This is a genomic window from Neobacillus nitrireducens, assembly GCF_030915405.1.
GTDB lineage: Bacteria > Bacillota > Bacilli > Bacillales > Cytobacillaceae > Neobacillus.
The window spans coordinates 3,507,141-3,521,175 of record NZ_CP133262.1 but is presented as its reverse complement, the minus strand read 5'-3'; the positions used below and the strand labels follow the sequence as shown (position 1 = coordinate 3,521,175).

At 37.9% G+C, this 14,035-nt stretch carries 10 protein-coding genes and 2 pseudogenes; 5 read left to right on the top strand and 7 right to left on the bottom strand.

What is annotated here, in order from left to right:
- Nucleotides 1-188: 188 nt before the first annotated feature.
- The 4 genes and pseudogenes from RCG22_RS17050 to RCG22_RS17035 form a co-directional block, all read right to left on the bottom strand.
- The gene (locus RCG22_RS17050) at nucleotides 189-428 is read right to left on the bottom strand and encodes a spore germination protein (RefSeq protein ID WP_308103898.1); all 240 of its coding nucleotides are present in this window, start codon (nucleotides 426-428) and stop codon (nucleotides 189-191) included.
- A 363-nt stretch (nucleotides 429-791) separates the two neighbouring features.
- Complete coding sequence (locus RCG22_RS17045) at nucleotides 792-1,112, bottom strand: hypothetical protein (RefSeq protein WP_308103897.1); 321 nt, start codon at nucleotides 1,110-1,112, stop codon at nucleotides 792-794.
- A 153-nt stretch (nucleotides 1,113-1,265) separates the two neighbouring features.
- Nucleotides 1,266-2,222, bottom strand: a complete 957-nt coding sequence (locus RCG22_RS17040) for an N-acetylmuramoyl-L-alanine amidase family protein (RefSeq protein WP_308103896.1) — start codon at nucleotides 2,220-2,222, stop codon at nucleotides 1,266-1,268.
- A gap of 253 nt (nucleotides 2,223-2,475) precedes the next feature.
- Nucleotides 2,476-2,623: pseudogene (locus RCG22_RS17035) on the bottom strand (ABC transporter permease); the annotation flags it as partial.
- 1,497 nt (nucleotides 2,624-4,120) lie between these two features.
- Between RCG22_RS17035 and RCG22_RS17030 the strand changes: the two are divergent.
- A complete protein-coding gene (locus tag RCG22_RS17030) occupies nucleotides 4,121-5,092 on the top strand; it encodes an SMP-30/gluconolactonase/LRE family protein (RefSeq protein ID WP_308103895.1) in 972 nt (323 codons plus the stop codon).
- A 315-nt stretch (nucleotides 5,093-5,407) separates the two neighbouring features.
- Here RCG22_RS17030 and RCG22_RS17025 read toward each other — a convergent pair whose 3' ends face one another.
- A complete protein-coding gene (locus tag RCG22_RS17025; RefSeq protein ID WP_308103894.1) occupies nucleotides 5,408-6,952 on the bottom strand; it encodes a fibronectin type III domain-containing protein in 1,545 nt (514 codons plus the stop codon).
- Nucleotides 6,953-7,956: 1,004 nt separating this feature from the next.
- Here RCG22_RS17025 and RCG22_RS17020 point away from each other — a divergent pair.
- The 3 genes from RCG22_RS17020 (at nucleotide 7,957) to RCG22_RS17010 (ending at nucleotide 10,043) form a co-directional block, all read left to right on the top strand.
- Nucleotides 7,957-8,790: a hypothetical protein gene (locus RCG22_RS17020; protein ID WP_308103893.1), complete on the top strand. Its 834-nt coding sequence runs from the start codon at nucleotides 7,957-7,959 to the stop codon at nucleotides 8,788-8,790.
- Nucleotides 8,791-9,173: 383 nt separating this feature from the next.
- Nucleotides 9,174-9,776 (top strand): competence protein ComK, encoded by a 603-nt coding sequence (locus RCG22_RS17015; protein ID WP_308107194.1) that lies wholly within the window; start codon nucleotides 9,174-9,176, stop codon nucleotides 9,774-9,776.
- A gap of 33 nt (nucleotides 9,777-9,809) precedes the next feature.
- On the top strand, nucleotides 9,810-10,043 hold the full coding sequence (locus tag RCG22_RS17010; protein WP_308103892.1) for a helix-turn-helix domain-containing protein: 234 nt from the start codon (nucleotides 9,810-9,812) through the stop codon (nucleotides 10,041-10,043).
- A gap of 768 nt (nucleotides 10,044-10,811) precedes the next feature.
- Here the strand turns inward: RCG22_RS17010 and RCG22_RS25525 are convergent.
- Together RCG22_RS25525 and RCG22_RS25520 are read right to left on the bottom strand one after the other, a co-directional pair.
- Complete coding sequence (locus RCG22_RS25525) at nucleotides 10,812-11,852, bottom strand: fibronectin type III domain-containing protein (protein ID WP_489685536.1); 1,041 nt, start codon at nucleotides 11,850-11,852, stop codon at nucleotides 10,812-10,814.
- A 21-nt stretch (nucleotides 11,853-11,873) separates the two neighbouring features.
- A pseudogene (locus RCG22_RS25520) lies at nucleotides 11,874-13,109 on the bottom strand (SpoIID/LytB domain-containing protein); the annotation flags it as partial.
- Nucleotides 13,110-13,377: 268 nt separating this feature from the next.
- Between RCG22_RS25520 and RCG22_RS17000 the strand changes: the two are divergent.
- Nucleotides 13,378-13,719 carry a hypothetical protein gene (locus RCG22_RS17000; RefSeq protein WP_308103890.1) on the top strand — a complete coding sequence of 114 codons (342 nt, stop codon included), beginning with the start codon at nucleotides 13,378-13,380 and terminating at the stop codon, nucleotides 13,717-13,719.
- Nucleotides 13,720-14,035: the final 316 nt, after the last annotated feature.

The window sequence follows — 14,035 nt, the reverse complement described above, 5'->3', positions numbered from 1 at the left end:
TAATATTCCAATATTTGAGTTCTATATTCTTGTAGCTTTTCTTAGTAAATGGCCTGATCTTTGTTTTCGGAGGACCATACCATATAAATGACAAAAACCACCCCTTTAGAAAAAGGATGGAGATAAGCAACAGAGCTAAAATTGGCGGAGTTGAATATACTATTGATCACCGGCTGTAAAATGAACCGTCATTGACTTTTGTCTGATGAAGATGGATTTTCACTTTGACCTTGATCACTTGTATCGGAATCTTGAACAACCTGAATAAGGTGGGAATTTGCAGGTGAAAATTCTCCCATTGAAAAATTAGCACCAAATAATTTTAAGTTTGCCGTATGGCTATTGTGTAAGGTTCTTCCTATATTAACGCTTGCATTTTGTGCCATCCCGTTGACGTGCAGGTTGAAAATATTAATTTGGTTAGACATAAGATCCTCCCATTCAACGTAGGTTTTGAATTTAATATAAAATATGTTAAACCAGCATCATAAGAAATGGACAATCATGGAGTTAAATATATATAGTTTTTATCCTATCCCCTATGGATGACTTTAATTTTGGGCGTTCACACAGGAACCGGCTTAATTGATTATGTAAGAATCAACGAATGAAAATATTATATAAAGTAAGGCTAATTACTTATGGGTTCATAACGAGTTTAAGAACTTACTTATCCAATGATACCTAATCTTGTATGAAGTTCGTGTCCACCAGACTGGATGTTTGCTGTCCGCACATAGAAAAGGCCTGTAGGTACATATCCACTACAAGCCTTTTTTGTATCAATTTTTTTAAAAAAAGAATGGGAAAAACGGCCCGAATCTTCTTATCCCAAAGAAAGGGAACCCAAATAACCCAAATGGTCCAAAGAAAGGGAAAAACTGTCGACTTTCGCTGCTTTCGCTGCCTGCATCCATTGTGTGCGTTGGCAGTTGAGAATGCTCCGTCTTTGGCATAAGAATAAACATTTTATCCCTGTCATAGCTATGAAGTATGCCTTGGTAAACCGAGCCATCATTTAATTCTACTTGAACAAATTGATATAAATGTTGCTTACACTTTTTATGGAAATCCATCGGATCTCTTTCAGCATTCATGGGATTTTGATACATATATGGCTGCAAAAAAATAACCTCCTCTAATTTACTACCTTTACAAACTATTCTTAGACGAAGTTTTGTGTTACCGATTTTTGTATGACTTCTTCATCGTTAGAAAAATAACCAGCGATAGGAACAGAGAATTTGTATTGTTAAAAACTCCTACTATTCCTCCTTCTCTTGGTAACTAGCATATTGCATAACACCATCTACTATATTGGTAAGCAAGTTCTTTAGATATGCTGGATTAGAAAGATTCTTATCTTCCGTTGGGTTGGTCATAAATCCAAGTTCCACCAATGTGCAAGGGACTTTGGACCAGTTGAAACCAGACATATCGCCTCTGTAAGAAATCCCGTTGACTTTAACGGATGCATTATTCTTCGTTTCATCAATGATAAATTCGGAAGCTTTTAAACTATCATCGAAAATCTCCTTCGTGTACGGGCTGTTCTCCGCCGGAGTGAGAACGGATAGACCATGGACATTTCTATTGGTTGCTCCATCCGCGTGAATACGTATAAATAAATCAGCGTTATTTTGGTTTGCGATCTCCGCTCTTTCTTTGTTACTGATATTGACATTGTTCGTCGTTCTAGTGAAGATAACCTTTACCCCTCTACTTTCAAGTAATTGACCTAAAATGAGGGATGCTTCCAAGGTTAACTTATACTCTGGTTTCCCAGTGGAAACCCCTGAAGTTCCGCCAGTAACCTTCATCTTCGTCTCTTTAGCACCAGGGCTGACTGATTCCGGAGCAGTATTAGCTCGATCCTGATGGCCCGGATCAATCACCACTAGAAATTCCTTTTGGATTTCAACTTTTTTCTCATGATTATGGGATACTTCAGAGGCAAGCGAACTCTTAGGGACCACATTCCCCTGAACTCCTTTTGTTGCTGCCTTCTCATGATTTTCTTCTGAGGCACTCTTCTCCTCTTTTACATCCACCCGCGCCTCGGAATCTCTTTTTACCTGATCTTCCTTTTCTACTGTGTTTTCTCTGACTTCTTGCTTCATATTATTACTTTTTAAAATATCATCCTTCTCTATTGAATGGCTATAATATAAAAATAGGGCAAATACCATTGTCAGAGAAAGCAGGATAATACCTATATTCATTAGTTTAGACTTCACTGTAAGTTCCTCTCACTGTTCTGAATCAAATCCACATTATATTTTTCAATCCCACTTAACGTCGATAGGGTGGGGAAGTAACTATCTGATTCACTAATTGATTCTTTTGAATGGACCCTCCGCCGCTTTTTGGGATTCAATTGCTTTTTCTGCGCCTGTTTTGTTTGGTTACCCCTCTGGCCAAAGTCGAAGGGGTAACCCCGTAATCTAAAATACAATCGCCCATGTCTATGCTCGGCATATAGGCACGTACTGTGATTAGTGCAAAGACTGCTACAATGACAGCTGCCCTAAAGAGGAAGATGGCGAGATCCTTCCCAATAGTCCCCAGAATTTGCAAGCTCTCTATCGGCTGTCACAAGGTTCGAAACTGGGTTGAGCTTCACAACGAGCATTCCTCCACTAGTTGTGCCTTTTTGCGCGCAAAACTTCCGATTGCCCCCTCAAAGAACCGTCCCTCCGGCTTTCGTTTATGTATTGAAAACCATAAAGAAGTAATGCTCTTAAAAAGTCTATGGCTAAGTACTGGGATTTGGACAATTTATCCAACGTAAATATTTTAAACCAGCTAACCAATTTGAGTCCTCCCAAATAGATAAAAAAAATGTGAAGAATGAAATTCGAGAGAAGATAAAGTGGAAATTTACCAAACGTTAGTTTCAATATCCAAAGACTTGTAACAAAGTAAGGACCAAAATTAAAAAAGGTCATACTATCAATAGGTGGGATTCCTTTATAAAATCGCCACCATTTTTTCTTTTCACCGAACAAATCGATTGCTTTTGTGAATGTACATATAAAAATGGCTGCAGGAAGAAATCTTTTAAATGAATTTTTCCCTAATAATGGTACTGTGAGCCAAGGGATGATGAACAAAGCTATATAAAATAATTTTGAGTTCCTCATTATTTCACCTCCTAAATTTATGATATGTACTTTTTGCTAATTAATTCTTTGGCGCAAATTTAGGAAACATGAAACCTTCAGTAATCACTATAACAACTAATTTAATCTCCAGCATGACCAGTTGATCATGGATGAAATGACAAACCTCGACTACTTTCTTCCTATTTCCCTTTCAATCAAACGTTTGATTAGAATCGCTGTACTCCTTGATAAACATAAATCTATCCTTCTTGGGGCATAAATAAATTGTTGACAAATGACAGGAAAATAGGTGATTTATACGTTTCAAACCACATTTGTCACCAAACGACAGCCGTTCGATCAAATTCCATATAGGCTATACTATTCAAACGTTTGGTTAAAACCGCTAAAAGCACTGACCTATAAGGATTCTCCATACAAACTTAGTCCGAAGATTGTCGAAGAAGACATTACTATTTTCCAGGAAATTCCCCGATTTCCCACAAAAAGTCCCAAGTTTCTTATGAACCTCCTTCATTTGATAAATCCCCCCACCTTTCCCTACTACACAAACGATTGATTAAAACTCGCCTCAGTACCCACTAGGACTGGACTTTCACGTTCAAACACCTGAAAACAATGTCGATAGCTGTCTCCAACCATGCCTTTTGTTTAAAGGAACCCAGGCGGATAGCTGAATTAGATATTCCCTCCCAAACAGTTATGCAGTCGAATACTTGAGTGCCCTCTAGTAAACTAGTTACACCAATGCAAGGTAAAATTCCATCCAGGAAAAGAGTCTAAAATTTCTAGTGTAACAAAATACATATTTATAAAATAGAAGAAAAAACTACTTACTTTTTATAAAATTCAAACATTTATTTATATTGTTTATATTCATAATATTATGATAAATTTAGTCGATATACAGGCTCCCTTTGTTTGAATTCTGGGAGCTGAATAAATAAAAATTTTATCACTTGACCTTTTTAGGTTAACAAGGAGGAATGCATGAAATGAAAAAAAGAGCATTCGTAGTAGCCGTTTTAATCATACTCTCCCTCATCACTGTTACAGTCGTTGGAGCAAAAGCCTTATATGTAACAAAAGCAGTGCCAAAAGAGGAAAGACACTCCATTTCTGAAATTGTCAGTCCTAGTAGTAAGTGGGAAAAGGTAGCTGTCGGAAGTGGGTTTATGGAGGGGATTAATTTTGACCGCAGCGGAAATATCTGGATGGTTAGTCCGCCCACAGGCGAAATTATTAAGGTTGAAGACGATAAGGTTTCAATCATAGAAAAATATGCAGGGCTCCTCCCTGTAGGGGCAAAGTTTCACAAGGATGGACGCCTTTTTATCACGGACGTTACTGGAAAACTCTATGCTTACGACCCTACTACTAGAAGTCGCACGACCATTGTTGATTCATACAATGGCAGCCCTTTAAATGGACTTAATGACCTCGTATTTGACCAAGATGGTGGACTTTACTTTACAGAGCCCATGGGATCCAGTGCAACAAAACCAACAGGACGTGTCTTTTACTTGCCACCGAATAGTAAAGAACCCGTACTCTTTCAAGAAGGGATTGCTTATCCAAATGGGATTGCGATTTCAGCGAACGGTCAACGTGTTTATATCTCTGAGTTCGCTACAAACCGGATTATCTCCGTCCCTTCAAAGAATGCCAAAGACGCACGTGAAACGCCGTTTGTCTTCGGTCAATTTGAAGGCGGGATTGGTCCAGATGGCTTAGCCGTCGATACGGAAGGCAATCTTTACGTAGCCCATTTCCAGGCTGGTGAAATTGTCGTACTTGATGCAAGTGGATTTAAATACGGTACCATTCGCCTGCCTAAAGATGAGGGAACTTTTACAACCAATCTGACCTTTCATAATGGATACCTTTATGTAACAGAGTCATCGAAAAATGAAGTCTGGCGTATTGAAGTCAAACAGGAAGGCTTGCAGACGTACGGGTTACAATAGAATTAACAATGATAGAGATCTCTATGGATCATTGATTGACAGTAGATAATAGTTTCTCTCTTCTACAAAGATCTCTCAGGTTTATTAAAGGGCTGTCACAAATCCTTTATGTGACAGCCTCTTTTTTTGCCAACTATGAAGGCTTGGTGATACCTTGATAATCTGTAAAAATGCCCCTATATATAGTGGGTTCCCCACAATTATCTAAACGCTCTTGTCCGATGTTGACTCGACTTCGGACACAACTTCGCTTTTTTGGCTTTGCCCTGTCCGATGTTGGACCGATACTTAAACCGCCTCTATTTCCACATGGTTTTATAATTTCACATATTTTACTGTCGTCCAACCACTATATACTTTTGTTTTACCGACCATTCTGTACGCTCTTACTTTATAATAATAAGTTTTACCTTTGACCAGTCCTGTATTGGTATAAGAAGGAGTTGCTACGGTTTTCACTAAAGTGTAGGTTCCTTTACTAGACATTGATCTATAGATCTCATATCCAGTTGCACCTGTTACTCCATTCCATGTTATTTTAATGGAAGAAGTGGTTGCCTTTACGACTTTTAAATTAACCGGTGTAGATGGTATTGGTTTAGCACTAACCACAGCTGAGAATCCACTATAGGCTTTAACAGCACCAACTACATTATAAGCTCGTACCTTATAGTAATACACCGTATTTGTTGCCAAGCCTGTGTTATTAAAACTAGTTGCAGTCGTTGTTGTTACTAAAGCGTATGTTCCATTACTAGATGTCGAACGGTACACTTCATAACCTTTAACTCCTGCTACTACACCCCAACTAATACTATTGGTGTTATATGTTAATGAAGCCACCTTCATTGCTGTTGGAGTTGCTGGGTTTACTACCCACTTGGCATATAACGTAATATTTGATGTTACTGGTGTATTGAAGTTATATAAATTAGTACAAGCCGCATCTGTGTACCAGCCACCAAATGTGTAACCTGTTCTCTTTGGTGCAGTTGGTTGTGTGAACGTCTTATTATAGCCTACAGTTGTGGATGGTACTGATGTTCCGCCATTACTATTAAATGAAATTCTATATATATTAGTAGTCCACTTTGCATATAACGTAACATTTGATGTTACTGGTGTATTGAAGTCGTATAAATTAGTACAAGCCGCATCTGTGTACCAGCCACCAAATATGTATCCTGTTCTCGTTGGTGCAGTTGGTTGCGTAAACGTTGAGCCACTATTTGCAGTTACAGGTGAAACATAACTACCACCTTGGGAATTAAAAGATAAAGTGTATGGCGTTTGTGTCTGACTTGGTGAAAAGTTCATTATCAATCCGTAAGGTTGATCCACATATAGATATTGGTAACTACTTGATTGAAACGCCACTATATAATAAGTTCCCTGTTTCAAGAAAGTATTGATATATTTGTATGTTCCACCCGAAGAAAGATTACGTAAGGAACCATACATAATTGTGTTTCCATTTTGGTCTTCCAGCCCAATAGCTAGGTCATCTTCCCAACCATTTCCATAATAATCATCCAGCCAAACACCCTTTAAATCAAATTGGCCGTCTGATGGAACTGTGAATTTATAGTAGTCCAAATCGTAATAGTAGTTATTTATCTTGCCATAGATATAATAACCTGAATTGCCTGTGAAATTATTGGAAATTACATTTGCTTTATCAGTCCCATTATTAGCTTCACTCTCGTAAAAATTTAAATAAGACGTTGTTGAGTTTACATTAATACTCTTGCTAGACAGGTTTTGGATTTCATCCGAAGCGGAAGCATACGCAACATTCGAAGATAATACGATTTCAAATATCAAAACTATTAATATCATGATAGAAAAAGTTTTTCTCATAATCAATTCTCCCTTTTGAAATAAATTTGCATGAATTATGACACATAAATATGGACTAATTGATAAGCTGCGGTGGTTATGTAATCAACACTCTAGCCCATATTTTCCTCCATAATTCCTGTAGCGCATTTTTTAAAAAAATGGACACCCCCCTAGAAATTTCTAATTATCACCTTTTTATTATTCGTTAAAAATAATAGGCAATTAGCACTATTATATTTTACCAGAAATTTCTAGGTATTTCTTCGCATATAATAACTTTCGCCAAATTTTCCGACAAAATTATGACAAAATATAAATTTGGTATTATATGAATCCCTTGATACTTCAATCTCAGTTTCAAATCTCAAACCAAATTAAAAAGAAACTGAAGATGTGTTTATTTATTACGAGTAAAAAACTGAATTATAATCCTTCTCAGTACCAACTAAATACGAAGATTGTCGAAGACGGCAAGAATATTCTCCAGGAAATCCCCCTCTTTTCCACAAAAATTCCCTGATTTCTTATGAACCTCCTTCATTTGATAAATTCCCCCTCCTTTCCCTATTACACAAACGATTGATTAAAACTCGCCTCAGTACCCACTAGGACTGGATTTATCCCTTCAAACACATGAAAAGAATGTCGATAGCTGTCTCCAACCATGCCTTTTTGAAAAAGGAATCCCAAGTAGGCAGCTGAATTAGATTTCCCCTCATTCAAATATGTTGCTTTTACTGAGTATACTCTAGCAAACCTAGTAAACAGAATGTATATAGAAGGTTATCAAAATTAGGTACGAATACCTCTTCCGGGGTTAAATTCCAAAATGATATCAAAACTAGCTGAAATTGCACAAAATGGCTTCAAAAATCACTTTTGACCCCCTTTTGGGCACGTTTCGTTACAAAAACAGCCTCAAAAGTGAATTTTAGTCGTTCGATTTACGGAGTTAAACCCGCTATTGTGGAGGTGCTGAGATCATTAACTTGGCACAAAAAAGCAGTGGAAGGGCGTTTGAAATGGTAGGTTTAAAATCTGGCAATATCGAGGGATTCAAGCATTTCTCACAATTTAGTTCGCTCCAGGAATTGAATACTCATATCGAGATGTGGTTAGCAGTACATAAGCAGGACTTTTCTAAAGGAGCCCTGGTGGGATTAATGAGGCTGGTTCGTTTTTCTGCCAAAATACCCGGCGTTTGCAATGCTAAAATTGGGACCATCTTAAAAGCCATTCATCATGAATACAATGATCACGGAATCTCCCGCTCTACCTTTAAACGAATGATTCTAAAAGCAAAGGAATTGGGAATCCTCTCCGTTTATGAAACGGAAAGGAAAAATGGTTCGCAGTCTAGTAACCTCTATTCGTTTAATCGCTTTCCATCAAATGAACCACCTAAAGTGGAAATCATGAACCACCCTAAAGAAACTAATAATCTTTTAAAAACTGAAAATCAAAAGATAAAAGAACGTAAAGAAGAACCGTCCGAATTAGATCATACCTATGTGAGTGACCGAGTTCCACAGCCTTTTGTTAAGCTGGTCAAGTGCTTCTTTCCTGAAGCAAAGACAATCGAGGAGTATTGGAAAATGGTAAAAATCTCTGCCTATCAACACCTTTGGGAGAATGATCCCGAACTCATTCTAGATGTCGCGATCCAATCTTTTAAGCAGTTAATCCGGAAGCTCAAGTTTAACCGCAGCATCAAAAATCCATTCGCCTATTTTTATGGAATCTTAAACCATAAGTTTTTCATCCTTTATCACGAAGCACTCAAAGAGAAGTACGATTTGAGTAATGTAGAAGTGCTGTTTAGTCTGGGGTTGAATCAAGCAATAACTGTTCAGTAATAAATTCTACGTTTATACCAAAGGAACGGTTCTTCTCATGATTTATTAGTTAGTACCACCAGAACGTACCCAAGGGATTTTGTAAAATCCTGTCACTGGATTGTCACGAAATTAGGCGAATTATGGCGAATTCACATACTTTAGTCTGTAGTAATATAGTCCTCTCTACTATTTAATTAATACGAGAGGCAATGATTAACTTATTTACAATTGCTATCATCGCAAGACAAATAGATTCGTTAATTTTACCTACTTAGTGAGAATATACCCGCAAGCCCTAAGATTGTTGAGACTTCCATACATACAAATGAAAAAACACAGCTTTCCTTTCCCAACGGGCAGTACATGACAGAAATAGTAGTAGGTAGGCCTTATTCAAATCAATCGATGTTAAGGAGAGGAAGACCATTATTATTCAAAAAAACTATCTGATCGAAAAGAAAATGATCTTAATGATGGGAGAATATGACCGTTATGGCAAGCTGTGTACACGAGTCCTGGCAGGAAGATCGTCTTTTCTGGTCGATCGGACTCCCCTGCAACTTTTAGACGACACCATTACATACATAGGATTTGATTTAAGAGGGGCCATGGCAAGTGCCAAACTCACTCTTGGCGAGAAGGCAAGGTGTCCTATCATCGTCAATCCATATCAAGGGATTTACTTGTTTCCAAACAAATCACCATTTAGGCCGGATTGTATTTGGTTCAACCCCGAACATATTGTGGGGACAAAAGCGATAGGAAACAAGACAAAGGTCGAATTAAGTAACGGGCATTCGATTATTGTCGATTCCAGAATACATTCCTTTAATAATCGGATTCAGAAAGCCAATCAATTGATGCAAATATATATGAAAAGAGGCGACCAACCAAGTCCAACCATCTTTTACCTCGAGCCTCCAAAAGGCCACCAATTAATCAAAGAGGAAACAGGAAAATATAATTTTAGTAACCTGGAAGATAGCCAACAAATAAACGATTAGATCTTGTCTATATCATGGAAAAGGGGTAATTTTGTGGATCATTCAACTTCTCACTTTGGATTCGTATTAAAAAAGTTAAGGAATGCGCAGCAGCTTTCCCAAGAAACATTGGCATACCGCTGCAGTCGACACCCATCCTATATTAGTTTAATGGAAAGGAATATTAAAAAGCCCAGCCTAGACACGATTATGGCTCTTGCCAACGGTTTAGAAATGAAAGCTTCTGAAATGTTAATGGAAATAGAACAACATACCGAAAACAAGTGATCAAAAGGAGAATTCCAACGTTTTAGAGCAGCCACTGAAATACTACTCTATGTACCAAATTAAAGATTTTTGAGGGATACTTAAATTTCTCCTTAAGTAGGGGTTCAGTCAGGAAGTGTTTCAGATTGGACCCCCTACTCCTAAAATAGTTTGTGCTGTTTCAACTAATAAGTTCAACAGCATTAGTAACAAAGATTGGTTTATGCGGAATGTCACTTTTGGAAGAAATTTTGCAACACCAATTTAATTTATGAATTATGATCAAGATTGTATTAATACTTACATAGTTATTGGAGTTATGGCAGGGGCAATTAAAGCGTTATCCGCTAAAATTACAAAACTACAAATACAAGTTAATTATCGGGCGGTGACAGGCACCTGAATTGAATAATTTTGATTTAACTAACCACCCCAACAATATTCAACTGCAACTATATTCTATCACTTTCCATCACTCTAAAAACCTATCAATCTTCAACAAATTTCGGGGTGTGACAGGCACCGGAATTAGATTATCAAAAACAAATACTGATGATTATGAACCCACACCCTCTTTGACTCATTAAGCCGAAAAAAGTAAGAGCATTCGCTGCTCTTACTTTTTTATATTAGCTTTGTTTGCCATAGCATTTGAAATGCTAGCTAAGGTCACACTCTACCTCGTCGCTTTACAATTAATGTGGAAATAGTTGATGCTACTAGCACTTGATTTATGCTGGATTTTCAATTTTACAAATCTCGACATATATCGGGCGGTGCCATTGGAATCTAAGGCTTCACACTTATGATCGTGGTCCAGCCGCTATACACCTTGGTTATGCCAACCATTCTATAGGCTCTTAATTTATAATAATAAGTCCTTCCTCTTATTAAACCACTGTTCGTGTAATATAAGGAAGTGGTCCTTTTTAGAAGAGTATAGGCTCCTGAGCTCGATGTAGCTCTGTAGAGTTCATAACCACTGGCGCCTGCTATAGCACTCCATGTCAGTTTAAAGCTGGTCGAACTTACTCTAGCTGCTTTGAAGTTAGTTGGAACAGATGGTAGAGGTTTTGCAAAAACAACAGCCGAAAAATTACTATAAACCTTCGTACTTCCTACCATGCGGTAGGCTCTAATTTTATAGTAATAGGGTTTATTTGTAACAAGCCCTGAATTATTATAACTTGTGGATGTGGTTGACCCTGCATAATAATAGGACCCCGTACTTGAGGTTGCCCGATATACCTCATATCCGCTTGCGCCACTAACAGCTGTCCAGCTCGTTTTGATACTATTATAAGCCGATGATGCTGCCTTGGGTGAAGATGGTGTCGCAAGGACTGGTTTGGCAGAAACGACAGAACTATAACCACTATAAGCTAATGGTGTTACAGTTTGATAGGCTCTAACCTTATAGTAATAAGCCGTCCCCGTATTCAGAGATGTGCTTCTATATGACGTACTCGACGTAGAAGCTATTTTCGTATAAGTCCCCGTGCTGGATGTTGATCGATAAATCTCATATCCTGAGGCGCCGCTAACGGCTGACCAAGATAAGTTCACGCTATTGTAAGTACTCGCCACGGCCTTCAAATTCGCTGGTGATGCAAGTTTTACAGTGATTTGGCGTGTAACATTCGTTTCATTCCCTGACGAGTCCGTAACGGTATACGTCAACGTGTATACGCCGGCAACCTTACTGTTGACTAAACCATTAATTATTATGGTACTTGTCACATCCCCATCTGAGTTATCCATTGCAGTTACGCCTGCTCTTGGATCAAACGTTGTGTTCACATAAATCGTCTTCGATGTTGCCCCTGAAATGACTGGTTTTATGTTATCATATTGTCTGTTTAAAACTGTACCGGGATAGTAGAAAGATAAAATGTCCTTGTACAGAATACCTGCAGCTGCACGGTGATTAGCACCATATTGACTTAAACCTACACCATGTCCCCACCCGGATCCTGAAAACACAAAAGCATCATTGGTTTCGTTGATGGAAAACAAATTGCTCCTCAGATCTTTTGAACTGATGATCCAACGCATATTGTCTGCAAGCTGGTTGTTGATACTTACAGTTTGAAGTTCAAGCTCCCCATTTGAATTGAAAACGTCTTTTACAAAAAAATCGAGCGATAGATTACTTTTTGAAAATCGACCGCTTTCGGTAGGCTCGTAAAAGGAAACCTTAGGGATGGCAATAATTTTGATTTGTTTACCACTCAATCCTGATAGATTACTCATCATCCATTTTTTAATGTTGTTTGCGTACATGGCATCTATTTCATTCGAAGAATCCCACCAGCTGTCTGGATTTTTGAGGTCCAATGAAGTGACATCAATTTGCTGTTTATGCAAGGTAGCATCCCAAGTAAAGGTTGTATCATACTCGTCGTTTTGTACCTGAAAATACGGAAGGGATTTTGGGTACCAGACATTAAATAGTTTTTCCGTTTTTCCACCGTTAGAGGCAGAGAAAACAGCATCAATGACATTCCCACCGTAGGTTAAGACTTCACCTTCTGTCGCGTCAACTGCCTCAGATGATCTAGGATGTAAGCTTGTCATGCCTCCATATACCTGAAAAGTGGTAGTATCATTGATCACCTGGTTCAAACGAAAATACGCATAGGTTCGGGCTGAAACCGCCTGTGCCTTTAGGGCCTCCATCGGCCAAAGCGCAGGCATTTCATAAGGAACCACACTTTTTACATAATCTTCGAGATTAATAGTATTAATCGGCCTGACATATTGTTTATCTTCCACCGTCAAAAGAAAACTGCCGGCGTATTCACGATTATTGATAACGGCATGATCATTACTTTTAACCGGAGTAATGGATAATTCACTCCCGGAGGCTAATTTAATCGTTCCATCATATAATCCAAGTGTTTCATTCTCTACCTTCACTAAATAACTTCGTTCACTAGTTAATAGATTCGCGGAATCGCCGTTTAAGTAGTAGCTGCCCACTATGTTTAATGAAATACTTGACTGATTACCTAAATAATTCCTTAACTTTACTTGAACCTGTGGTTCTGTCGCAATCGTTTCCGCCTTTTTATAGCTTGGAACCATCCCCAAGCAGACAACGAATACAATTAGGTAGATTAATAGTTTTTTCATAAGAAAATCCTCCCTCATTGTTTCATATCTTAATAATACTTCTTTTTCAACCATATTTCCTCATTTGTCCTAAAAAATAGGGATCCTAGTGACTGGCATCTGAATCGTAGCAAACAGGTCCCAATTGGATTCACATATTCTACAAATCTCGACATATATCTGGTGGTGACAGGCACCGGAATTAATAGATTCGAAGAATGGTAAGCTTACAAAATTGGTAATGATTAAATTATTTGTAGGGAATATTGTTGACAAAGTTGGGGAGGTTCCAAATTTCGCAAAGGAGATATTAAAATCTTCGGATAAGTCAGAAGGAGATTATAATGATCTTGTAAAACAAGATAAAAATGTCATTGAAATGATAATTAAACAAAAACTTGGATCTGGTAATTATACAGATGATGAATTAAAAGACTTGTTAGATAGGACTGAGAAGATCACAGAAAAACAAGAAACTGTTCTAGATAAATTGAATAAACATAAAAAGGAGACACTACTCATTGTGTCAGGTTGCATGGTGGCAGCATTGAAAATAGTAATTGAAAACAGAAATAATTCTTAAGCATTCCAGCGGGAGTGCTTTTTAATTTTATTCTAAACATTCTCACTCCAGAATCTCCACTAGGAACTTTTATCTGGTGGTGACACAGGCCGGAAATCATTCGTCCCGCAGTAAAATAAACCTACGGGAATGGGCAACAAGGATCCTAACCTATTTCTCTTATTCTACACATCTCGACAAATATCGGGCGGTGACAGGTACTGGAATTTATGGGTTAATGATGTAGATGGTATTAAGAAGATATTAGCAGTGACTGGATTAAAGAAATAAACTCACTGATTTTTCAGTCGTCTGGTTTGTAAAATTTTATAGAATT